We start from the raw sequence: 20,512 nt of genomic DNA, 5'->3' as shown, positions 1-20,512 counted from the left end.
AGGACGGAAACGGTCCCGCGCCGCAGCGAAAAAGCGGGGCTCGACGCCTTGAGCCGGCCGCTGGCTACCCTGCTTCGGCGAGCGCGACCGCCCGCGGGGGCGGCAGGTTCGAGCGCAGCTCGCGGCTTACCGCCGAGGAGGCCGCGACGGTGCCGAGATTGACGTAGGTCTCGTGGTTCTTCTCGATCGCCGAGAGATCGTAGAGGTAGTTCACCATCAGCCCGTAGGACTGCTTGAGACCCTTCTTCGAGGTGTCGCCGAGGAAGTTCACCCGCTCCAGCCGGGCGCCGTTGCCGAGATGGAAGCGGGCGACCGGATCGAGCGGGCGGCCCCGCTCGTTCTTGGCGCGCAGGAAATAGGCCGCCGCCGCCGGAAGCATCGCCCGCCGCACGGCCTCGCACTTGGCCTTGTCGGTTCGCCAATCCTCGGTGTCGAGCAGGCGCAGCGTCTCGACGTCCTCTCGGGTCAGGCCCTGCGGCGCGTCCGCGCCGCGCTCGCGGTCGAGCCAGGTGCGGAAGCCCGGCACCGGCGAGAGCGTCACGAAGGTCTTCAGCGAGGGAATCTCGCGGGCGAGATCCTCGACCACCTGCTTGATGAGGAAGTTGCCGAAGGTGACGCCGGCCAAACCCTTCTGGCAGTTCGAGATCGAGTAGAAGATCGCGGTCGTGGCTCCCCGCGCCGGCACCGGCTCACGGCCGTCGGCGAGGATCGGCTGGATCGCCGGCGCGATCGCATTGGTGAGCGCCACCTCGACGAAGATCAGCGGCTCATCGAGCAGGGCCGGGTGGAAGAAAGCGAAGCAGCGCCGGTCCGTCGGCTGGATGCGGCGGCGCAGCTCGTCCCAATCGGCGATTTCATGGACCGCCTCGTAGCGGATGATCTTTTCGAGGATGTGCGCCGGCGTTGACCAGTCGATCGGGCGCAGCACCAGGAAGCCGCGGTTGAACCAGGAAGCGAACAGATGCTCGAAATCGCTGTCGAGGCTCGCTGCCGCGTCGATGATGTCCGGCGCAGCCTCGCGCTCCTTCAGGTGCTTGCGCAGGGCGAACAGATCCTCGCGCATGCGCACCAGCGCCAGGGTGCCGCCGCGGGCAAGGTTCAGGCGCCGGATCAGTTCCTGAGAACGGGGCTCGGCCGCCACGTGAAGCATTCCGAGGCGGGCCCGCGTCGGCTCGGCGCGGTAGGACGCGATGGCTGCATCGACCGCATCGTGGTCGGCGCCGAACTCGGTCGCGATATGTTCGAGGAAGGCAAGCCGCTCTTCCAACGGAAAGACGGCGTAGCGGTCGAGGATCAGCCGGGCCAGCGCCACCCCGGAGGCCTCGCCCCTTCGGGAGATCAGATCCTCGCAGAGTCGCGCAAGGTCGGCCGGGTTGGCCGTCCGCGCAAGGTCGGTGCGCGCCAGGCCGATGAGATCGCGGCCCCGATCGCTGATGGTCTGGATGAGATCACCGAGGAACGAGATCGCCGCCATGACCGAACAAGCCCCTGGATCTGTCGAGCCGCCCCGTCACAGGCTCGGCTGTTTCCGGAACCTAGGGCCTGCATCGCGTCGACGCCAGACGTACGGGGTGTGGCAACCCCGCTTCGCTACGCCGACGATGCGAGCCCGCTGGACGTGACGAGTCTCGACGCGTTCCCCAACGGAACGGCAGGCGCTGCTAGAGTTCCGCCTCCGCAGGGGCCGCAAGATCCACCGTATCGGCCCGCTCACGCCAGTCGGTCACGCCGCGCGCGCGGGCAAAGCGGATCTCCGCTGCCTTCAGTGCGCGCTCCGGATCGCGTGCACGGGCGATCTCCACGAAGCCGACCGTGAAGGGCACTCCGAGGATCTGCTTCGCGAAGTGGACGCGGTAGTTCGGCATACACGACTCCTTCTGTTGAAGCGGCTGCCAGGCGCTTGCAGAAGATGTGCGCCATTGCGCGCCCATCCGCAACTGCCTGCCCGGCCAAGCCGCTGCAAAGGCTGTGCCTTTTCCATACAACCCTTCATATGGGTGTGACGGCGCGGGCATGCTACCACTGGATATCTGAACGGGGGTGGACACTCTGCCGCGCGGCAAGTGCAGAGCTGTCCGACGGTCAGGGGCTGGTCTTACGGCCGCGGCCTGCCGTATGGGGCGATCCATGCAGACCGTTTCGCCTCTCAGCGCCCCACGGGGCCGTTCCCCCGTGCCGGCGGCCCCGCGCCGATGAGCGGCGGCGCGAGCGACGGGCGCGCCCTGTCGACCACGACGCGAATCGGACTGACCCTGATCGCAGGCGGTGCGGTCGCCAACATCTACTACAATCAGCCGCTGCTCGCGGTCCTCGTCACCGAGCTCGGCGAGCGAGCGGCGCTGCTCGTGCCGACCGCCAGCCTCGTCGGCTACGGCCTCGGCATCCTGTTTCTCGTGCCGCTGGGCGACGCCTTGCCGCGGCGCGACCTCATCGTCTGGCAATTGCTCGGTCTCGCCGCAGCGCTGGTCGTCGCCGCACTCAGCCCGAATCTTGCGGTGCTCGCGGCGTCGAGCCTCGTCATCGGCGTGCTCGCCTGCGCGGCGCAGCAGGCGGTGCCCTTCGCCGCCGAACTCGCGCCCGATGCGAGCCGGGGTCGGATCGTCGGCGGCGTGATGACGGGCCTGCTCTCCGGCATCCTGCTTGCCCGCACCGTGAGCGGCTTCGTCGGCGCGCAGTTCGGCTGGCGCGCGGTGTTCTTCGCCGCCGCCGGCCTTGCCGTGGTAATGGCCGGGGTGGCGCTGCGCACCCTCCCGCGCAGCGCGCCGACCCGGCGCCTGCGCTACCGCGCGCTGATGACCTCGCTTCTGCATCTCGTGCGCAGTCAGCCGGTCCTTCGCAACGCCAGCCTGTCGCAGGCGCTGCTGTTTGCCAGTTTCAACGCCTTCTGGGCGACGCTGGCCCTCCTCGTCGAGGCGCCGCCCTTCGACCTCACCGCGGCCGGCGCGGGGCTGTTCGGCGTCATCGGCGTCGCGGGGGCGCTGATCGCCCCCTATTCCGGCCGCTACAGCGACCGCCGCGGCGCCCGGCCGGTGGTGATCGCCGGCAGCGCCTTCGTCGCGGCGGCCTTCGTCGTGCTGGCGCTCGCCGGACAGGTCTCGCTCGTCGCCATTGGTGCGGGCGTGCTGCTCCTCGACATCGGCATCAACGGCGCGCTGATCGCCAACCAGACCCGCGCCTACGCCCTTGCGCCGGGCGCGCGCGGGCGGATCAACACTGTGCTGTTCACCGCAATCTTCATCGGTGGGGCGGCCGGCGCCTTCCTCGGCTCGCGGGCCTTCCTGCTGGCGGGCTGGCCCGGCGTCTGCGCCGTCGGCGGGGCCTTCGCGCTGGCCGCCCTGGCCGTGTCCTGGCTCGGCGGCCGATCGCGGCCTACCTGAGCACCCGAGAGAGGCGGCACCACGCCGCCTTATCGGGGGGCAGACCGAAGCGCAGCCGCGCCGGCGCCTCCGTGAACCGCCGCACATAGATCCCGGCCGCGCCGAGCGCCCGGAACAGGCCGGGTCCGTCGGGAAAATCCGCCGTGCGGAACAGGGCGGTGCCGCCGACGATGCGCCCCCCGGCCCGCGCGATCATCCGGTCGAGGCGGGCCGCGTCCTGCGACCGCGCCGCGGCGGCCTCGCAGCGCCATGCAGCGTCCGGCAGCGCCGCGAGACCGGCGGCGATGGCCGGCCCCGAGACGGCCCACGGCCCCAAGGCGGTCTCGATGCGCCGCGCCAAGTCCGGCTCGGCAAGCGCGAAACCGAGCCGCAAACCGGCGAGCCCGTAGGTCTTGCCGAACGAGCGCAGCACCACGAGGCCGGGCCGCGGAGAGGCCGCCTCCACCGTCTCCAAGTCGGCGAAGGCCTGATCGAGCACCACGAGGCCCGTGCAGGCCTGTGCCAGCGCCTCGACCGAGAACACACGCCCGTCGGGATTGTTGGGGCTCACCGCGACCAGAATGTCGGCCTCCGCGGCCTCGGCCGGATCGTCCACCATCCGCACATCATGGCCGGAGCGGGTCCAGGCGGCGGCGTGCTCGGCATAGGTCGGCCCGACCACGGCAACGCGGGCGGGTGGCAGGAGCCGCGGAAGGGTCTCGATCAGGATCTGCGTGCCGGGCGCGGCTGCGACATGGTCGGGCCCCGGCGCGCCGTAGGCCGCCGCCGCCGCAGCCTTGAGCCGGGCAAGGTCGCCGGGGGAGGGCAGGCGGTGCAGGACACTGGCTTCGAGCGGCGGCAGCGGATAGGGCACCGGGTTGATGCCGGTCGACAGGTCGAGCCACGGCTCGGGCGCGTCCGGGAACAGCCGGCGGGCGGCGTCGAGATCGCCACCATGCGCGATTGCTTCCTTTGCACCGTCCTCCCGCACCTCGCCTCCGTCCCTTCCGCCCCGCACCGACCCCGCCCACGATGTCCTGGATCGCCCTGACCCATCCGCCCGACACCCTCGGCATCCTGGCGCTCGCCTTGCTGATCGAGGCCTTGGCCGGCTATCCCGACCGCCTCTACAGGGCGCTCGGCCACCCTGTCACCTGGATCGGCCGGCTGATCGCCGGGCTGGAGCGCGGGCTGAACCGGGGCAGCCCTGCCGCGCGCCGGCTCGGCGGTGTTCTGGCGCTCATGCTCCTGCTCACGGTCACGGCCGCCGTTTCCCTGGCCCTGACCGCACTCGCCGCGCTCGCGGGCCAAGGTGCCGGCGTGATCCTCCTGGCCCTTCTCGCCGCGAGCCTGCCGGCGCAGCGCAGCCTGTTCGTCCATGTCCGGCGCGTCTCCGCCGCCCTGCGGACGGAGGGACTTTCCGGCGGTCGCACAGCCGTCTCGATGATCGTCGGGCGCAATCCCGACAGCCTCGACGAGGCAGCGGTGTGCCGGGCGGCGATCGAGAGCCTGGCGGAAAATTTTTCCGACGGCATCGTCGCGCCGGCCGTCTGGATCGGCGCGGGCGGCCTGACCGGCGGCGCGCTCTACAAGGCCATCAACACGGCCGACAGCATGATCGGTCATCGCACCCCACGCTACGAGGCCTTCGGCTGGGCTTCCGCCCGCCTGGACGACCTCGTCAACCTGCCGGCCTCGCGGCTCACGGCGCTGCTGCTGGTCGTGTCCGCGGCCCTGAGCCGGGACGTCTCCGCCAAGGGTGCGTGGCGGGCGATCCGCCGCGATGCGGGCCATCACCGCTCGCCGAATGCCGGCTGGCCGGAGGCGGCGATGGCTGGCGCGCTCGGCCTGCGGCTCGCCGGCCCGCGCATCTACGGCGCCACCCGCGTCGAGGACGCCTGGATGGGCGACGGACGGGCGGAGGCCAACGCCGACGACATCGTGCGCGCGTTGAAGCTCTACCGAACCGCCTGCGCGCTGCAATTCACACTGGTCGTTGCCGGAACCGGGATCTGGCTCACCTTCGGCCGGTAGCCGTGCTCAGCGCAACTGCAGCAGCCCGTTGCAGTCGAGATGCGCCTCCAGATGGTCGGCGAAGGCGTCGAGCACCGCTTCGATGCCCGCCTCGTAGCGGGTGAGGCCCGGCGCGGCGCCGAGCCGGGCGAGCCAGGCGGCGCGCTGGCGGTCGTCGGCGAACAGGCCGTGGACATAGGTGCCGGCGACGAGCCCGTCGGGGGAGACCGCCCCGTCGGCCCGGCCGTCGGAAAAGTGCAGCAGGGGCCGGGCGGTGTCCGGCCCGGCGGTGTCGCCGACATGCATCTCGTAGCCGGAGAACGGCACGCCGTCCGCGAGCGTCGTGCCGGTGACGGCGAGAAGGCGCTTGGCGTCCGTCATCACCGTCTCAATGTCGAGCAGGCCGAGGCCCGGCAAGTTGCGCGGTGCCCCCTCGATGCCCTGCGGATCGGCAATGGAGCGACCGAGCATCTGATAGCCGCCGCACAGTCCCAGTACCCGCCGCCCGCGGCGCAGATGCGCGCGGATGTCGATGTCCCACCCTTGCGCGCGCAGGCAATCGAGATCGTCGATCGTGGTCTTCGAGCCGGGCAGAATGATGAGGTCGGCTTCCGCCGGAACCGCCTTGCCGGGCGGCACGAAGACCACGCCGACGCCGGGTTCCTGCCGCAGCGGGTCGAGGTCGTCGAAATTGGCGATGTGGGGAAAGCGCAGCACCGCGATCAGCGGCCCGGCGCCGTCGCGGTGGGCCTGCGGCGCTTCGAGCGCCACCGCATCCTCCGGCGGGAGGCGGGCGGCGTCGGGAAAGAACGGCACGAGGCCGAACGGCGACCAACCGGTGCGCGCGGCAATCAGGGCCATGCCGTCGGCAAACAGCGTCGGGTCGCCGCGAAAGCGGTTGACGATGAAGCCGCGGATCATCGCCGCGTCGTCCGGCTCCAGCACGGCCTGCGTGCCGACGAGGCTGGCGATGACGCCGCCCCGGTCGATGTCGCCGACGAGCACCACCGGCGTCCCCGTGGCGCGGGCAAAGCCCATATTGGCGATGTCGCCCTGGCGCAGGTTCACCTCGGCCGGCGAGCCGGCGCCCTCCACGAGCACGATGTCGGCCTCGGCGCGCAGCCGCTCGAAGCTGTCGAGCACCGATTCCATCAGCCGCGGCTTCCAGGCCTGATACTCGCGCGCCTTGGCGGTGCCGATCATGCGGCCCTGTACCACCACCTGTGCGCCGACCTCGCTCTGCGGCTTGAGCAGCACCGGGTTCATATGGACGGACGGCGCCGCTCGCGCGGCGCGGGCCTGGAGCGCCTGGGCGCGTCCGATCTCGCCGCCATCCGCGGTGACAGCGGCGTTGTTCGACATGTTCTGCGGCTTGAACGGACGCACCGTCAGGCCGCGCCGGGTGAAGGCGCGGGCGAGCCCCGCCACCAGCAGCGATTTGCCGACATCGGACCCGGTCCCCTGGATCATCAGGGCGCGGGTCATGGGCGGTTCTTCGTGTCGAGCGCGGGCATGCGCCTGCCATGGCACCGGCGGCGGCCAGCGTCGAGCCGGATCTATGCGAGCCGGGGTCGCCCGCGTTCGCTCCTCAGCCAGCCCAGCGCGCCCGCAGGGTCGGAGACGGCGGGAACGTCGGGCAGGGCAGGGCGGGCGACGATCACCACCGGCAAGCCCAGCCGGCGCGCCGCCTCGATCTTCGGATAGGTCGCCGCGCCACCGGAATTCTTCGTTACCAGCACCTCGATCCGCGACTCGCGCATGAAGCGGATCTCGTCCGCGAGCGCGAAGGGGCCGCGGGCGCTCACCGTCACGAGGTTCGGCACCGGCAGCGCATCGCCGACCGGCTCGATGGTGCGCACGACGTAGGCGTGCTGCGGGGCGGGAGCAAAGGCGGACAGCTCCTGCCGGCCAATGGTGAGGAACACCGTTCGCGGCGCCGGCCCGAGCGCATCGAGGCAGGCCGGTACGCTCGCGGCCTCGGTCCAGTCGTCGCCGGGCTGCCGCTCCCAGGCCGGGCGGCGCAGGGCGAGCAGCGGAACGGCGGCGGCCCGGCAGGCCGCAGCGGCATTGGCCGAGATCCGCGCGGCGAAGGGATGGGTCGCGTCGATCACTGCCTCAATGCCGTTCTCGGTCAGCCATCTTGCCAACCCCTCGGCACCGCCGAACCCGCCGACGCGCATCGGCACCGGCTCAGGCCGCGGCGCCGCGGTGCGGCCGGCGAGGGAGAGCGTCACCGCGAAGTCCGTCTCGGGAGCGAGCCGGGCGACGAGCGCGCTCGCCTCGGTCGTGCCGCCGAGCACGAGCACCCGCATTGGGCGTGGACCGGGATTCGGCTTTGGATGGCCGGCGGAAGAACCCTGGTCGGCGGCCCCGGACATTCGTACAACCTGTCTCGCCCGCGATCAGCCCGGCACAGGTCGGGCAAGGTTTTCGACGTGAGACCCTTCTGCCGCGATTGCCTGACGATGCAAGCCGTGGGCGCCCTGCGCTGCCGCGGCTGCGGCTCACCGCGGCTGCTCACCCACCCGGCCCGCGACGGGCTCACCATCGCCCATGTCGATTGCGATGCCTTCTACGCCGCGATCGAAAAGCGCGACGACCCGTCGCTGCGGGACAGGCCGCTCATCATCGGCGGGGGCAAGCGCGGCGTCGTCTCCACCGCCTGCTACCTTGCGCGGATCTCCGGCGTGCGCTCGGCCATGCCGATGTTCGAGGCGTTGAAGCGCTGCCCCGACGCCACCGTGCTGCGGCCCGACATGGAGAAGTATGCCCGCGTCGGGCGCGAGGTGCGGGCGATGATGCTGGCGCTGACGCCGCTGGTCGAGCCCGTCTCCATCGACGAAGCGTTTCTCGATCTGTCTGGGACCGAACGCTTGCACGGCACGAGCCCGGCCCTGACGCTCGCCCGCTTCGCCGCGCGGGTCGAGGCGGAGGTCGGCATCACCGTCTCGGTGGGCCTGTCCGCCAACAAGTTCCTGGCCAAGATCGCCTCGGACCTCGACAAGCCCCGCGGCTTCTCGATTGTCAGTGGCGAAGAGGCCGCCGCCTTCCTCGCCGACAAGCCCGTCGGCATCTTGCCCGGCATCGGCGAGAGCGCCCGCAACCGGCTCGCCGCGCTCAACATCCACCGGGTCGGCGACATCCTGCGCGCCGATCCGGTGCGCCTGCAGGCCTCACTCGGCCGTGACGGCCTGCGTCTGATCGATCTCGCGGCCGGCCGCGACCGGCGGCCGGTGCGCCCGACCCGCGAGGCCAAGAGCGTCTCGGCCGAGACGACCTTCTCGACCGATCTCACCCGGTTCGAGGATCTGCGGCCGATCCTGTGGCAGTTGTGCGAGAAGGTCTCGGCCCGGCTGAAGCGGGCGGAACTCGCCGCCGGCAGCGTCACGCTGAAGCTGAAGGATGCGCGGTTCCGGCTGCGCACCCGCACCCGCGGCGGCCTCAAACCGACGCAGCTCGCCGACCGGCTGTTTCACGAGGGCGAACCGATGCTCCGGGCGGCCTGCGACGGCACTGCCTTTCGGCTGATCGGCATCGGCGGCGGCGATCTCTGCGGCGCGATCCACGCCGACCGCGGCGACCTCGCCGATCAGGGCATCGAGCGCGTCGCCCGCCGGGAGGCGGCCCTCGACCGGCTGCGCGAGAAGTTCGGCAGCGGGGCGATCCAACGCGGCCTCGTCTTCACCGGCGAACCGGAGCGGCGACGGACGGAGCCGGCAAAGCCCAGGGCTTGAGGTCGCGGGGCTCAGGCCGGCTCCCGGCGGTCCTGCGGCCCGGGCGCGGTCTCCTCGCCGTCGCAGCGGATCACGCTGATGCTGCCGTCCCCCTCCAGCGAGGCGAGCCGCACGAGGGCCGGGTCGTCGACTCCCTGCAGGCGCAGCTGGGTCATGAGTTCGGAATGCGTGATCATCTCGCGACGCATGTTCCGCCAGCAGATGCGGCCATCGACGACGAGGGGGAGCCGCTTCGGCGTCATGAAGCGCTCGAAGGCGGGAAAGCGGAAGGCGATCCAGTCGATGGCGTAGTTCCACCCGACGATCGTCAGCACCAGTAGGATGCCCTCGGTCAGCGACTTGTACTCGTTGGAGAAGGCGTTCTGCGAGACGTCGGCGATCAGGACGATGACCAGCAGGTCGGCAAGGCTCACGGCGCCCGCCTGGCGCTGCATGACGAAGCGCATGATGAGGAACAGCGCGAGGTACATGACGGTACCGCGCAGGGCGATCTCCAGCAGGGAGTGCTCCGGCACGACCAATGCTCGCCAATCGGGCATTCGCCCCTCCGCCTCGCTCAACCGCCTGGGACGACCGTGCGCCCATCGCGTCGCTGCGCGCGCAGGGAACGGCGGTCATTCGACGAGAAACGCATCAGGGTCTCGGGCCGATGCGGCTCAATCCGCCCCTTCGTCGGGAATGTTGAGCAGAGTGCCGCAGGCCTTGCAGTGCACCGCGTCCGGCTCGTGCCGCTGCAAGCCGCAGGCGGGACAGGGGAAGCGTACCTTGTAGGGCCGGAACAGGACCTGCGCGAGGCGCAGGAACAGCGTGACGCCGCAGATCATCACCACGACCGAGATCAGGCGGCCGCCCGTGCCCTGCAGGGTGACATCGCCATAGCCCGTCGTCGTCAGCGAGGTGACGGTGAAGTACAGCGCATCGACGTAGTTGCCGATGTTCGGGTTCGAGCCGTGCTGCGTCGCGTAGACGAGGCTCGTCATGATGAAGATGAACACCGCGAGGTTCACCACCGCGATGATCACCTCCTCGTTGCGGCGGAAGAACGGGAAGTCCGCTCTCAGCCGGTCGAGCAATTGGTAGGTCCGCAGCAGCCGGAGCGTGCGCAGGATGCGCAGAAAGCCGGCTCCCTCACCGACGATGGGTGCAAGGAAGGAGGCGATCGCCGCCGCGTCCGCCCAGGTCGTCGGCCGCAGGAATTCGCGTGCCGGTCGCGGGCAGATCGCCAGCCGTGAGACGAAGTCGGCGGCGACGGCCACACCGATCACCACGTCGATCCCCTCGATCAGCGGCGGCCGGGGAAGAAACGAGGAGACGATGATGAACAGGAGGGTGGCGAGATCGAAGGCGAGAAGGCCGTAGCGGAAGCGATGCGCGCGGTCACTGCTTCCCTCGTAGAGCTCCCGCAGACTCTGCCTCAGGCCCGCCATCTCGCCACACGCTGCCGCCGCCGCTCGGGGCTCCGGCAGCATGAACGTTCCTCGGGCTCAGCCCGATCCGCCGCCGATTTCGCATCGACGATCCAAGGTTCTTTCAGGGCTACTTCTTGCAGTCGGTCCCGGATTTCGCGTCCGCCTTGGCGAGGTCGAGGCGACTCATGGTGCCGTTGATGGCGAAGTCCCCGTAATCGAGGTTCAACCGCCCGCTGACGCCGTCCTCGTAGAGGTCGAAGGTGAGGGTATAGATCGGCGTCCGCTCACCCTCGCCGGGGGTAAAGTAGCTCAAGGTCACCGGCCAGCGCCGCATGCTGGCGTGGTCGCCCTCGCGCAGGGGCTTGTCGCGCTCGGTATCGGAAGCTGGCGCCGCGCTCGGGCGGCCGATGATCGCCAGCGTGTCGTAGACCTTGCGTCCATCGTCCGAGCCGTCGAAAACCTTGGCCGCGACGGTGGTCTCGCCCGCCTTGGCCGCCTGAATCAGGCGGATCATGTGGTGGATCGGGAACATCACCGCGGCGTCCGTCTGGAACTGGTCGCGCTTGGGCTCCTTGAGCTTTACCTTAAGGGCGTCGCCCGCCTCCGCCGTCCCGTCCACGGCCGGCGACGGCGCGTTGTTGAGGAGGGTCGTGGTGCGGAAGCGGAAGCTCTTGCCGTCGCCGTTCTCAAAGGTCGTGCTGCGCAGATCCGAGGTGCGATCGCCCGACTCGCCGGAATCGATCATCGTCACCTGCCGCGTCTGCATGGTGTAGCCGCGGCAGGCATCACCCGAGAAATCGATGACGATGCGTCCGCGCACACCCTCGACCGCCCGCGTGCCGGTGGAACGCGCCAGCGACAGATCGTAGACCGCCCGGTGGTTGGTCAGCCGGATCGCCGTCTCATCCGGAACCGGCGCGGCCGGTCCGGCAGCCGAAGCGGTGCCGGGCAACGCGGCGAGAAGAAACAGGGCCGGCGCGAGGCGCAGTCGCATGCGATCTCCCAAGATCCGCTCAAGAACGGTTGTCCACAGGCGACAGGCCGGCGGATGACGCCCGTGACATAGGCATTGTGCCTGCTGGGACAATCATTTTTCGTTTCTCGCCCGAGCAGGGGCAGAGGCGCTGTTACGGCTTGCATACCCGCTCGAAGGCACTGCCGGATCGCACTTCCGGCGATTGCCGGATCCGGAAAAGAGCAATTTTACGCAATGCGTTAAGCGGTCTTGACAGACTCGGCTACCCTGACGCCGGAACGGTTCCGGGGCGTCGTCGGCGGAGTCGGATTGGCGGTGGAAACCGGTCCGTGAAACGCTGCGACCCTTGCTCCGCGGCCGAGCTGTCCTGTAGTCTTCACAGCGTCGCCATCGGCAGCTTTGGCGTCTGTTAACCGACATGTGCAGGGCCAGATTAAGAGCCCTGGCGAGGTCTGCTGTCGCTCCGCGCGGCCGAGACGCCGCGCGGTCGGTCGGTTGTGCGTACAAAGGACGTGTCGACGTGGAGGGGGCAATGACGGAAGCGGTCCCGAGCTGGACGGATGAACGCGTCGAGCTGCTTCGCCGCCTGTGGGACGATGGCTTGAGCGCGAGCCAGATCGCCCTTCAGCTCGGCGGCGTCTCCCGCAACGCCGTCATCGGCAAGGTCCATCGCCTCGGGCTCGCGGGTCGCGTCAAACCGGTCGGTCCGGCTGCGGCGCAGGGGCGTCGCAGGGATGACTTGGCCGCCGAGGTCGAGATCGAGGCGGTTCTCGTTGAGGAGCCGACGCTGCCGGAGCCGCCGGCGATCGTGGCCCATCGTCCTGCACCGAACTTCCCGCTGCCGCCGACACCGGCTCCGGAGCCCGTGGCGCTCGCGGTCTCCGAGCGCGTTACGATCATGGATCTGCGCGACTCCATGTGCCGCTGGCCGATGGGCGATCCGACGTCGCCGGAATTCCGCTTCTGCGGCGCCCGCGCCATCACGGGCCTGCCCTACTGCACCCAACACGCCCAGGTCGCCTATCAGCCGGCTGCCGAGCGTAAGCGCGACCGACGCGTCGCCGGCTTCCGCTAAGTCTTTCGAAGAGGCTCTGCTCGGGGAATTCGTCGACCGCAGAGAGCTTGGATTCGCCGGCGCCCTCGCCAAGTGCGCCGGCAGCGCTCGGACATCACCCCGCCACCTCATCCAACGGAGCGGCGATGAACGGTTGATCCCGTCAGTCCGCCGCCGTCATCGCGCGGCGAAGCCGAAGCGATCCACGACGCGTCTTGTCCGGCGATGTCGCGCTCCCGATCGACCGATCGGACCGAGGGCTCCCTTCCTCACTCGGCTCCGGCAAACATCTCATCGAACGAGTAGCCGGAGCCGCGCACGGTCCGGATCGGATCGCTCTGGCGCGGGCGGTTGATCGCCTTGCGCAGGCGGCCGACATGGACGTCCACCGTGCGCTCGTCGATGTAGACGTCGTGGCCCCACACCCCGTCGAGCAGCTGCTCGCGCGAGAAAACCCGGCCGGGGCTCTGCATCAGATATTCGAGCAGCTTGAACTCCGTGGGCCCGAGATGGATCTCGCGGCCCTGGCGGCGGATGCGGTGGCTGACGCGGTCGAGTTCGATGTCCCCGGCCACCAGCATGTCGGCGACGTGGGCGGGCTTGGACCGGCGCAACAGGGCGCGCACGCGAGCGAGCAGCTCCGGCACCGAGAACGGCTTGACGACGTAATCGTCGGCCCCCGTGGAGAGGCCGCGCACGCGGTCCGCCTCTTCGCCGCGGGCGGTCAGCATGATGACGGGCAGCCGCTCCGTCTCGCGCCGGGCCCGGATGCGGCGGCACAGCTCGATCCCCGAGAGCCCCGGCACCATCCAGTCGAGCAAGACGAGATCGGGCGTCATCTCGTGCAGGCGCAGGTCCGCCTCTTCGCCGCGGATCGCGACGTCGACCGCGAAGCCCTCCGCTTCGAGGTTGTAGCGCAGCAGGGTCGTCAGCGATTCCTCGTCCTCGACGATCAGGATGCGCGCACTCGTCATCGTCCGTCTTTCCATCCGTTGCGTCCGGCCCAGTCCCTCGCTGGGGCAGGCCGGAGACGCGTCTTCGGCGCCGCGCGTCTCGAGCGCCCTCGTCAGGCGCTCGGCGTCACCGTCGCGTAGTTCGAAGCGTCGTTCTTGGGCCGCTCAGCCGTCGGCGTCTCGCCGGTGACGAGGTACTCGATCGTCTCTGCCACGTTGGTAGTGTGATCGCCGATGCGCTCCACGTTCTTGGCGCAGAACAGGAGGTGGGTACAGAACGAGATGTTGCGCGGATCCTCCATCATGTAGGTCAGGAGTTCGCGGAACAGTGAGTTGTACAGCGCGTCGATGGCACTGTCGCGCTGCCATACCTCGTGGGCGGCGGCCACGTCGCGGCTGGCATAAGCGTCGAGCACGTCCTTGAGCTGTTCCTGCACGAGGTCGCTCATGTGCTGGACGCCGAGCACGATCTTCTGCGGCTGCGCCTGATCGCTGATTGCCACGACGCGCTTGGCGATGTTCTTGGCCAGATCACCGATCCGCTCGAGGTCACCGGAAACGCGGATGCCGGAGATCGTCTCGCGCAGGTCGATGGCCAGCGGCTGGCGCCGGGCGATGAGGAGAACCGAGCGCTCCTCGATTTCCCGCTGCAGCAGGTCGAGGCGCTTGTCGGCGACGATCACCGCCTGGGCGAGCGTCGTGTCCCGACGCACCAGGGCATCGGTGGCATCGGTCATCATCTTCTCGGCCACGCCGCCCATCTCGGCGATGGAGCGGCGCAGGTTTTCAAGGTCGGTGTCGTAGGAGGAGACGATGTGCTCGGCCATGTCGCGCATTCCCGATCAGGCAGTCGGACGAGAGCGCTCTCGGGTCGAAGCGGACGCGAGTCCGGCGACGGCGAGAGCCTCGAAACGAGGACGCAGGGTGGATCGCGACGGCATCGCAGTCGCGACCGGGCTTAGTGTCTCTCACAAAACTCCCGCTGCGCTGTCGTCTCCAGAGCGAGAACGGCCGTTGATCGGGAGTTTTATGAGGCACTCTTAACCGAAGCGGCCGGTGATGTAGTCCTGGGTCTGCCGCTTGGCCGGGTTCATGAAGATCTTCGTGGTGGCGTCGAACTCGATCAGCTCGCCGAGATACATGAAGGCGGTGAACTGCGAGATGCGTGCGGCCTGCTGCATGTTGTGGGTCACGATGACGATCGTGAAATCGGCCCGCAATTGCTCGATCAGTTCCTCGATGCGGCCGGTCGAGATCGGATCGAGAGCCGAGGTCGGCTCGTCGAACAGAATCACCTCGGGGCGCTGGGCCACGGTGCGGGCGATGCACAGGCGCTGCTGCTGGCCGCCCGACAGGCCGGTGCCGGGCTGCTTGAGCTTGTCCTTCACCTCGTCCCACAGGGCGGCCTTGCGCAGCGATTCCTCGACGCGGCCATCCAGCTCAGACTTGGGCAGCTTCTCGTAGAGGCGCAGGCCGAAAGCGACGTTGTCGTAGATCGACATCGGGAAGGGCGTCGGCTTCTGGAACACCATGCCGATGCGCGAGCGCAGCTCGTTGAGATCGACCTTGGAGTCGAGGACGTTCTGCCCGTCGAGCAGGATCTCACCCTCGGCGCGCTGCTCCGGGTAGAGGCTGTAGATGCGGTTGAAGGTGCGCAGCAGCGTCGATTTTCCGCAGCCGGACGGGCCGATCAGCGCCGTGACCTGCCGGTCGCGGAAATCGAGGTTGATGTCCTTCAGGCCGTGAAAGCTGCCGTAGTAGAAGTTCAGGTCTTTCACGGCGATGCGCACGGGCGCCTTGACGTCGGCCGGGCTGCGGCCCTCGAACTGGCTGCGGATCGCGGGGGAGGCGCTCATCGGATCTCTCGTCGGTAGGAGGTCTGTCCCGGGGCCTTCAGCGCGGCCGCTGGTCCTTGATCACGAAGCGGGCCACCACCGACAGGGCAAGGATGGTGACGGTGATGAGGAGCGCCCCCGACCAAGCGAGGCTCTGCCAGTTCGGGTAGGGCGAGAGGGCGAACTGGTAGATCATCACCGGCAGGTTCGGCACGCCGCCGAGCAGGTTGGTGTTGAACCAACTGTTGTTGTTCAGCGCCGTGAACAGCAGCGGCGCGGTCTCGCCGGCGATGCGGGCGAGCGCCAGGATGATGCCGGTGACGATGCCCGCGCTCGCCGCGCGCCAGGTCACCGCACGGATGACGAGGGAGCGCGGGGCGCCGAGCGCCGCGCCGGCCTCGCGCATCTGGCCGGGCACGAGGCGCAGCATGTCCTCGGTGGTGCGCACGATCACCGGCGTGGCGATGATGGCAAGCGCCACCGCGCCGGCCCAGCCGGAATAGGTGCCCATCGGCCGGACCATCAGCGTGTAGACGAACAGGCCGATCAGGATCGAGGGCGCCGAGAGCAGCACGTCGTTGAGGAAGCGGATGATGTCGGCGAGCTTCGAGGTCCGGCCGTACTCGGCGAGATACGTGCCGGCCATCAGCCCGATCGGCGTGGCGATGAGGATGCCCAGGAACGTCATGATGAGGCTGCCGAGGATGGCGTTGGCGATGCCGCCGCCCTCGGAGCCGGGGCCCGGCGTCGGCGCCGTGAACAGGGCGGGCGAGAAGCCCTTCACACCCTCGACGATCAGCATGAGCAGGATCGAGCCGAGGACGATGATGCCGAGCAGGGTTGCGATCGTGCTGGCGAGGATCAGCACGCGGTCGGCGACCCGGCGGCCGGGGCGCACGCGGCTGGCGATCGGCGTGCGCTCGGCCGTCGCGACGGGGTTGCTGGCGTCCATGGTTCGGCGTCCCTTGGGCTCGGGCGGTCTGGCGCGACGTTGGCAGGCGACCTTGGATCAGGCGACCTTGGCGCGCCGCACCAGCAGACGGGCGATGATCAGCACGAAGAAGGTGATGATGAAGAGCAGGCAGCCGAGCGCCATCAGCGACGAGAGCTGAAGCCCGTCGGCCTCGTTGAACTCGTTGGCGATGCGCGAGGCGATGGTCGAGCCCGGATCGAAGATCGAGGCGGAGAGGCGGTTGGCGTTGCCGATCACGAAGGTGACCGCCATGGTCTCGCCCAGCGCGCGGCCGAGGCCGAGCATGATCGCGCCGATGATCGAGACCGAGGCCTGCGGCACCAGAACGTGGCGCACGACCTCCCAGGTGGTGCAGCCGATGCCGTAGGCGCTCTCGCGCAGCACGGTCGGGATCTGATCGAGCATGTCGCGGGTGATCGAGGCGACGAAGGGCACGATCATGATGGCGAGGATGATGCCGGCGGTGAGCACGCCGACGCCCGAGGGGATGCGGGCGTACAGGATGGTGCCGAGGATCGGCATGCCCTCGACGACGTTCGAGACCGGCACCTGGACGAAGCGGGCGAAGAGCGGGGCGAAGACGAACAGGCCCCACATGCCGTAGATGATGCTGGGCACCGAGGCGAGCAGCTCGATGGTCATGGCGACCGGCTTGCGCGCCCAGCCGGGGCAGAGCTGCGTGAGGTAGACCGCGATGCCGAGCGAGATCGGCACGCCGATGATCAGCGCCAGCATCGCGGCGGCGACCGTGCCCACCACGGCTGGCAGCGCGCCGAACTGCTCGGTGCCGATGTTCCAGGCGCTGGAGGTGAGAAAGCCGAAGCCGAATTCCGAGAAGGCCGGCCAGGCACCGTAGATGATCGAGCCGAGAATGCCGGCGAGCACCAGGAGCACGAGCAGGGCGGAGGCGTAGGCGACTCCTTGGAAGAGGCGGTCGGCGCTCTTGCTCGGAGCGGTGCGGGCCACCGCGGTCTGGCGGTCGACGGCGAGGGTCTGGGTCAAGGCGGTCATCCGCGAAGGCTCTTCGGCTGGTGAGCGTGTAGCGCGCCGTCAGGCGCGAGGCGAGCGGACCACATCGGAAAGGGCCCTCATCCGCCGTGGGGGAGGGCCCTTCGTCTCGGATTTAGTGACCGGCGAAGACGGGCTTGCCGTCCTTGCCCTTCACCGCCTTCCACTCCTCGTGGATGAGGCCGACGACGTTGTCGGGGAGCGGCACGTAATCGAGTTCGCTCGCGAGCTTGTCGCCGCTCTTGTAGGCCCAGTCGAAGAACTTCAGTACGTCGGCGGCCTTGGCCGCGTCGGCCGGCTCCTTGTAGACGAGGATGAAGGTCGCGGCGGTGATCGGCCAAGCATCCTCACCGGCTTGGTTGGTCAGGGCGATGCCGAAGCCGGGGGTCGACTTCCAGTCGGCGCTGGCGGCGGCAGCCTGGAAGGCCTTGTCGTCAGGCTGCGGGAACTTGCCGGCCTTGTTCTCGATCAGAGCGTAGGCGAGCTTGTTCTGCTTGGCGTAGGCCGACTCGACGTATCCGATCGAGTTCGGAACCTGCTTGACGGTGGCGGTGACGCCCTCGTTGCCCTTGCCGCCCTGGCCGACCGGCCAGCTCACGGTGGTGGCGGCGCCGAATTCTTTTTTCCAGGGCTCGGACACCGCGGAGAGATAGGTGGTGAAGATGTTGGTCGTGCCGGAGGCGTCCGAGCGGTAGACCGGAGTGATGTTCGCCTCGGGCAGCTTCAGGCCCTCGTTGAGCTTGGTGATCTTCGGGTCGGACCACTTCAGGATTTTGCCGGCGTAGATCTCGGCGACGATCTCGCCAGTCAGTTTGAGCTTACCGGGCTCGAGACCGGCGATGTTGACGACCGGAACGACGCCACCCATCACGGTGGGGAACTGAATGAGACCGTCCTTCTCGAGCTGGGCCGGCTTGAGGGGCGCGTCGGTCGCGCCGAAATCGACGGTCTTGGCCTGGATCTGCTTGATGCCGCCGCCCGAGCCGATCGACTGATAGTTGAGGCCGGTGCCGGTCTCCTTACGGTAGGCTTCGGCCCACTTCGAATAGACGGGGAAGGGGAAGGTGGCGCCGGCGCCGGTGATGTCGGCAGCCAGGGCCGAGGTCGCGAGCTGAGCGGCAGCGAGGCCGACCGCCAAGGCGTAAGCGAAGGGTTTCACAAGCATCTCCGTAAGTGTCGGGCGCATTTGCCGGGACCGATCCTGATCTCGGACCGGTCTCGCTGCGACACTGCTGCCATCTAGTGCGCCGACGCGCCGCCTCTATGACGGCCACATGACGCTGACATGACAGACTTCGGCGAGGCGGAATTTCGTTGAGGATGGGACCGCTTGGAGCGCTTCGGCGTTGTCCTTCCAGGTGCAAGCGGGCGCCGCCTCGCGAGAACGATTCCGGCGGGATCGATTCCTGTGAGAACCGGGACAGCGGCGGCCCCGCACGAGAGAAGTCGAGGAGACCGTCAGCGTGACGGAGCCGCATTCAACGCGCGAGAAGGAAATCCTGCTCGATCCGGCGGATCCGCAGGAGGCGGCCTATCTGGCGCTTCACGCCGAGCGGGCTGCCCTCGAGGAAGAACTCACGCGTCAGCAGCAGCTGCAGCGCTTCGGCAGTGACGAGCATGACATCGCCTCGGCGCGGGCGACGGAATCATCTCTTCTGAAGGATCTCGATCGCGTGCTCACGCTGATTCGCGCCGCCGAGATTCGACGCCAGCAGCCGATTGCCCGGCGCTGGCAGTAATCCAGGCCGACAACCGGATTTTCCTCTGCCTAAAATGGAGGACGGTCAGGCACTGCGGCGGCGATCGCGCTCTTTCTGGCGGAGCCGCAGCAACAGCTGGACCTGCGCATCCGTGATGGGCTGCGCGTCGCAGCGCTCGACATACACGTCGCGCAGACCCTGCCCGATCCGGTCACGGCTCTCGCCATTCAGCGCGGGCATCGCGGCGTCGGTGAGCGATCCAGCGGGGTAGTCCGTCACGAGTTGTGCCATGAACCGACGAGGCCAAATCTGAAGGAACCGTATCGCAACTGGCAAGGAGGAGCGATGGTGGCTCAGATTGAAGGAGGATGGTTAACAAACACTTAGCGCGAACGGATGACTTTGACGTTCGGTGATGAACGGCCCCGCCGCTCGGGCAGGACTCTGGCAGACGAAGACCTTCGCTGTTCATCTGTCACGGACGCGCGCAAGGCCGCGACAGCGAAGACGGTCAGGGCGCGGATTGAAGAAAGATTCTTCTGCGCAGCGGCCGCATCAGGGATCATTTTTGTGCGATAGCGCACTTGAGTGATGCGGCCTTCCTCAGCCGTGGATCCGTATCGAGCCGGAAGATCGAACTGCCAGAGGGTTTTAGCCGCTGCAGCGCGTCCGGAGGATCCTCGCGGCTTTCGGGATGAGCGCACGCGCCGACGCCGTTTGCTTGAGTGTCGTTGGGCTGCCCGCCCCCAATGCGGTACGCAGGCGACAGACGGGCCGGTCTTCTTCAGGGAAGCCGGCCCGTCACGCGCCGTCTCTCAAGATCCCGCTCACAGCGGTGCCCTGCGGCTGATCAGGGGTCCGGCTTGTCGCGTTCACCCTCAGCCTTGTCCCCCTGACCCTCTTTCGCGCCGCCGCTTGGATCGGTGCTGTCCTCGCCCGAGGCCGTGCCGCTGCTGTGGCCCTGGGGCGTCAGGCGCGGTCGGTCCGGCGCTTCGACTTTGTCGGGCTTACTCGTCTCGGCCATGGGGCACCTCCGGCTTGGTCAACCGGGCAGGGCCGCGAGGGTTCGCCGACGGCCTCTTATCAACGCGGTTCGGCCGGCTTTCGCTCGATCGGATAGCGATCTAGCGAAATCGCGCGCCGATCGTCTCGTCCGTCCGCCACAGGGTGCGGCATACCTTGAGGGGATCGAGGGGCGAGGAGGTCAGCATGAACACGTCGGGGATCAGCGACGTGTCTGGAACGGTGATCTCGATATCCCGCGCCGAAATGCCGTGCACCCAGCAACCGATCGAGGTGTGTTCATCAACCGCGATCAGGCCGGCCCCACCGGCTATCGGTGCTTGGTCGAGCCGGAATTCTGAATGATCGGACATCGATGTCCTCGCGTGAGCACCGAAGCGTGGCCTGCACAGACGAAGATGCCGTTGCGCCGGCGCTTAAATTTCGAACGATCGGCTATTCAAGTGTCAGTGGCCCGATCCGGCGAAGTGCGTCACGC

At 68.7% G+C, this 20,512-nt stretch carries 22 protein-coding genes; 5 read left to right on the top strand and 17 right to left on the bottom strand.

Annotated features, from left to right (window positions below; all coding sequences use genetic code 11):
* Positions 1-64: 64 nt before the first annotated feature.
* A complete protein-coding gene (locus LPC10_RS24005; protein ID WP_231344749.1) occupies positions 65-1,474 on the bottom strand; it encodes a malonyl-CoA decarboxylase in 1,410 nt (469 codons plus the stop codon).
* A 187-nt stretch (positions 1,475-1,661) separates the two neighbouring features.
* Positions 1,662-1,865: a hypothetical protein gene (locus LPC10_RS24000; protein WP_108942594.1), complete on the bottom strand. Its 204-nt coding sequence runs from the start codon at positions 1,863-1,865 to the stop codon at positions 1,662-1,664.
* A gap of 327 nt (positions 1,866-2,192) precedes the next feature.
* Between LPC10_RS24000 and LPC10_RS23995 the strand changes: the two genes are divergently transcribed.
* On the top strand, positions 2,193-3,377 hold the full coding sequence (locus LPC10_RS23995) for an MFS transporter (RefSeq protein WP_231344747.1): 1,185 nt from the start codon (positions 2,193-2,195) through the stop codon (positions 3,375-3,377).
* Here LPC10_RS23995 and cobD read toward each other — a convergent pair.
* Positions 3,370-4,347 carry a threonine-phosphate decarboxylase CobD gene (cobD, locus tag LPC10_RS23990; RefSeq protein WP_231344745.1) on the bottom strand — a complete coding sequence of 326 codons (978 nt, stop codon included), beginning with the start codon at positions 4,345-4,347 and terminating at the stop codon, positions 3,370-3,372. The two genes, LPC10_RS23995 and cobD, sit on opposite strands and share 8 nt — an antisense overlap.
* Before the next feature lie 41 nt (positions 4,348-4,388).
* On the opposite strand from cobD, the gene cbiB reads away from it, so the two are divergent.
* Positions 4,389-5,390, top strand: a complete 1,002-nt coding sequence (gene cbiB / locus LPC10_RS23985) for an adenosylcobinamide-phosphate synthase CbiB (RefSeq protein WP_231344744.1) — start codon at positions 4,389-4,391, stop codon at positions 5,388-5,390.
* 6 nt (positions 5,391-5,396) lie between these two features.
* Here the strand turns inward: cbiB and LPC10_RS23980 are convergent, their stop codons facing one another.
* Positions 5,397-6,854 carry a cobyric acid synthase gene (locus tag LPC10_RS23980; RefSeq protein WP_231344743.1) on the bottom strand — a complete coding sequence of 486 codons (1,458 nt, stop codon included), beginning with the start codon at positions 6,852-6,854 and terminating at the stop codon, positions 5,397-5,399.
* Positions 6,855-6,925: 71 nt separating this feature from the next.
* Positions 6,926-7,747 carry a cobalt-precorrin-6A reductase gene (locus LPC10_RS23975; protein ID WP_231344742.1) on the bottom strand — a complete coding sequence of 274 codons (822 nt, stop codon included), beginning with the start codon at positions 7,745-7,747 and terminating at the stop codon, positions 6,926-6,928.
* Between the two features lie 87 nt (positions 7,748-7,834).
* On the opposite strand from LPC10_RS23975, the gene LPC10_RS23970 reads away from it, so the two are divergent.
* Positions 7,835-9,103, top strand: coding sequence for a DNA polymerase IV (locus tag LPC10_RS23970; protein WP_231344741.1), 1,269 nt, complete (start codon positions 7,835-7,837; stop codon positions 9,101-9,103).
* Positions 9,104-9,114: 11 nt separating this feature from the next.
* Here the strand turns inward: LPC10_RS23970 and LPC10_RS23965 are convergent, their stop codons facing one another.
* The 3 genes from LPC10_RS23965 to LPC10_RS23955 all read right to left on the bottom strand — a co-directional run bounded on the left by LPC10_RS23965 (position 9,115) and on the right by LPC10_RS23955 (position 11,506).
* Positions 9,115-9,642, bottom strand: coding sequence for a DUF421 domain-containing protein (locus LPC10_RS23965; RefSeq protein WP_231344740.1), 528 nt, complete (start codon positions 9,640-9,642; stop codon positions 9,115-9,117).
* A gap of 117 nt (positions 9,643-9,759) precedes the next feature.
* On the bottom strand, positions 9,760-10,530 hold the full coding sequence (locus tag LPC10_RS23960; RefSeq protein WP_231347136.1) for a potassium channel family protein: 771 nt from the start codon (positions 10,528-10,530) through the stop codon (positions 9,760-9,762).
* Positions 10,531-10,639: 109 nt separating this feature from the next.
* The gene (locus LPC10_RS23955; protein ID WP_231344739.1) at positions 10,640-11,506 is read right to left on the bottom strand and encodes a cell envelope integrity EipB family protein; all 867 of its coding nucleotides are present in this window, start codon (positions 11,504-11,506) and stop codon (positions 10,640-10,642) included.
* Between the two features lie 514 nt (positions 11,507-12,020).
* Here LPC10_RS23955 and LPC10_RS23950 point away from each other — a divergent pair.
* Positions 12,021-12,563, top strand: a complete 543-nt coding sequence (locus LPC10_RS23950; RefSeq protein WP_231344738.1) for a GcrA family cell cycle regulator — start codon at positions 12,021-12,023, stop codon at positions 12,561-12,563.
* Between the two features lie 248 nt (positions 12,564-12,811).
* On the opposite strand, the gene phoB is transcribed toward LPC10_RS23950, so the two are convergent.
* The 6 genes from phoB to pstS all read right to left on the bottom strand — a co-directional run bounded on the left by phoB (position 12,812) and on the right by pstS (position 18,470).
* Positions 12,812-13,516 carry a phosphate regulon transcriptional regulator PhoB gene (gene phoB / locus LPC10_RS23945; protein ID WP_231344737.1) on the bottom strand — a complete coding sequence of 235 codons (705 nt, stop codon included), beginning with the start codon at positions 13,514-13,516 and terminating at the stop codon, positions 12,812-12,814.
* A 92-nt stretch (positions 13,517-13,608) separates the two neighbouring features.
* The gene (gene phoU / locus LPC10_RS23940) at positions 13,609-14,322 is read right to left on the bottom strand and encodes a phosphate signaling complex protein PhoU (protein ID WP_231344736.1); all 714 of its coding nucleotides are present in this window, start codon (positions 14,320-14,322) and stop codon (positions 13,609-13,611) included.
* 213 nt (positions 14,323-14,535) lie between these two features.
* Complete coding sequence (gene pstB / locus LPC10_RS23935; RefSeq protein ID WP_231344735.1) at positions 14,536-15,351, bottom strand: phosphate ABC transporter ATP-binding protein PstB; 816 nt, start codon at positions 15,349-15,351, stop codon at positions 14,536-14,538.
* 37 nt (positions 15,352-15,388) lie between these two features.
* Positions 15,389-16,282, bottom strand: a complete 894-nt coding sequence (gene pstA / locus LPC10_RS23930; protein WP_231344734.1) for a phosphate ABC transporter permease PstA — start codon at positions 16,280-16,282, stop codon at positions 15,389-15,391.
* Between the two features lie 57 nt (positions 16,283-16,339).
* Positions 16,340-17,314 (bottom strand): phosphate ABC transporter permease subunit PstC, encoded by a 975-nt coding sequence (pstC, locus tag LPC10_RS23925; RefSeq protein ID WP_231344733.1) that lies wholly within the window; start codon positions 17,312-17,314, stop codon positions 16,340-16,342.
* A 112-nt stretch (positions 17,315-17,426) separates the two neighbouring features.
* Complete coding sequence (gene pstS / locus LPC10_RS23920; RefSeq protein ID WP_231344732.1) at positions 17,427-18,470, bottom strand: phosphate ABC transporter substrate-binding protein PstS; 1,044 nt, start codon at positions 18,468-18,470, stop codon at positions 17,427-17,429.
* A gap of 304 nt (positions 18,471-18,774) precedes the next feature.
* Here pstS and LPC10_RS23915 point away from each other — a divergent pair, with 304 nt between their 5' ends.
* Entirely contained in the window at positions 18,775-19,050 is a 276-nt protein-coding gene (locus LPC10_RS23915) for a hypothetical protein (protein ID WP_231344731.1), read from the top strand.
* Between the two features lie 45 nt (positions 19,051-19,095).
* Here the strand turns inward: LPC10_RS23915 and LPC10_RS23910 are convergent, their stop codons facing one another.
* From LPC10_RS23910 to LPC10_RS23900, 3 genes are all read right to left on the bottom strand, one after another.
* Positions 19,096-19,302: a hypothetical protein gene (locus LPC10_RS23910; RefSeq protein WP_231344730.1), complete on the bottom strand. Its 207-nt coding sequence runs from the start codon at positions 19,300-19,302 to the stop codon at positions 19,096-19,098.
* 559 nt (positions 19,303-19,861) lie between these two features.
* Positions 19,862-20,035, bottom strand: coding sequence for a hypothetical protein (locus LPC10_RS23905; RefSeq protein WP_231344729.1), 174 nt, complete (start codon positions 20,033-20,035; stop codon positions 19,862-19,864).
* A 100-nt stretch (positions 20,036-20,135) separates the two neighbouring features.
* Entirely contained in the window at positions 20,136-20,387 is a 252-nt protein-coding gene (locus LPC10_RS23900; protein WP_231344728.1) for a PilZ domain-containing protein, read from the bottom strand.
* Between the last annotated feature and the right edge of the window lie 125 nt (positions 20,388-20,512).

This window comes from Methylorubrum sp. B1-46, assembly GCF_021117295.1.
Lineage (GTDB): Bacteria > Pseudomonadota > Alphaproteobacteria > Rhizobiales > Beijerinckiaceae > Methylobacterium.
This window is presented reverse-complemented; position numbering and strand designations above follow the sequence as displayed.

What these genes read in the sequence shown, in the direction of transcription:
- LPC10_RS24005 (WP_231344749.1), bottom strand. Translation starts at nt 1,474, where the DNA reads ATGGCGGCGATCTCGTTCCTCGGTGATCTCATCCAGACCATCAGCGAT.
- LPC10_RS24000 (WP_108942594.1), bottom strand. Translation starts at nt 1,865, where the DNA reads ATGCCGAACTACCGCGTCCACTTCGCGAAGCAGATCCTCGGAGTGCCC.
- LPC10_RS23995 (WP_231344747.1), top strand. Translation starts at nt 2,193, where the DNA reads ATGAGCGGCGGCGCGAGCGACGGGCGCGCCCTGTCGACCACGACGCGA.
- cbiB (WP_231344744.1), top strand. Translation starts at nt 4,389, where the DNA reads ATGTCCTGGATCGCCCTGACCCATCCGCCCGACACCCTCGGCATCCTG.
- LPC10_RS23980 (WP_231344743.1), bottom strand. Translation starts at nt 6,854, where the DNA reads ATGACCCGCGCCCTGATGATCCAGGGGACCGGGTCCGATGTCGGCAAA.
- LPC10_RS23975 (WP_231344742.1), bottom strand. Translation starts at nt 7,747, where the DNA reads ATGTCCGGGGCCGCCGACCAGGGTTCTTCCGCCGGCCATCCAAAGCCG.
- LPC10_RS23970 (WP_231344741.1), top strand. Translation starts at nt 7,835, where the DNA reads ATGCAAGCCGTGGGCGCCCTGCGCTGCCGCGGCTGCGGCTCACCGCGG.
- LPC10_RS23965 (WP_231344740.1), bottom strand. Translation starts at nt 9,642, where the DNA reads ATGCCCGATTGGCGAGCATTGGTCGTGCCGGAGCACTCCCTGCTGGAG.
- LPC10_RS23960 (WP_231347136.1), bottom strand. Translation starts at nt 10,530, where the DNA reads ATGGCGGGCCTGAGGCAGAGTCTGCGGGAGCTCTACGAGGGAAGCAGT.
- LPC10_RS23955 (WP_231344739.1), bottom strand. Translation starts at nt 11,506, where the DNA reads ATGCGACTGCGCCTCGCGCCGGCCCTGTTTCTTCTCGCCGCGTTGCCC.
- LPC10_RS23950 (WP_231344738.1), top strand. Translation starts at nt 12,021, where the DNA reads ATGACGGAAGCGGTCCCGAGCTGGACGGATGAACGCGTCGAGCTGCTT.
- phoB (WP_231344737.1), bottom strand. Translation starts at nt 13,516, where the DNA reads ATGACGAGTGCGCGCATCCTGATCGTCGAGGACGAGGAATCGCTGACG.
- phoU (WP_231344736.1), bottom strand. Translation starts at nt 14,322, where the DNA reads ATGGCCGAGCACATCGTCTCCTCCTACGACACCGACCTTGAAAACCTG.
- pstB (WP_231344735.1), bottom strand. Translation starts at nt 15,351, where the DNA reads ATGAGCGCCTCCCCCGCGATCCGCAGCCAGTTCGAGGGCCGCAGCCCG.
- pstA (WP_231344734.1), bottom strand. Translation starts at nt 16,282, where the DNA reads ATGGACGCCAGCAACCCCGTCGCGACGGCCGAGCGCACGCCGATCGCC.
- pstC (WP_231344733.1), bottom strand. Translation starts at nt 17,314, where the DNA reads ATGACCGCCTTGACCCAGACCCTCGCCGTCGACCGCCAGACCGCGGTG.
- LPC10_RS23910 (WP_231344730.1), bottom strand. Translation starts at nt 19,302, where the DNA reads ATGGCACAACTCGTGACGGACTACCCCGCTGGATCGCTCACCGACGCC.
- LPC10_RS23905 (WP_231344729.1), bottom strand. Translation starts at nt 20,035, where the DNA reads ATGGCCGAGACGAGTAAGCCCGACAAAGTCGAAGCGCCGGACCGACCG.
- LPC10_RS23900 (WP_231344728.1), bottom strand. Translation starts at nt 20,387, where the DNA reads ATGTCCGATCATTCAGAATTCCGGCTCGACCAAGCACCGATAGCCGGT.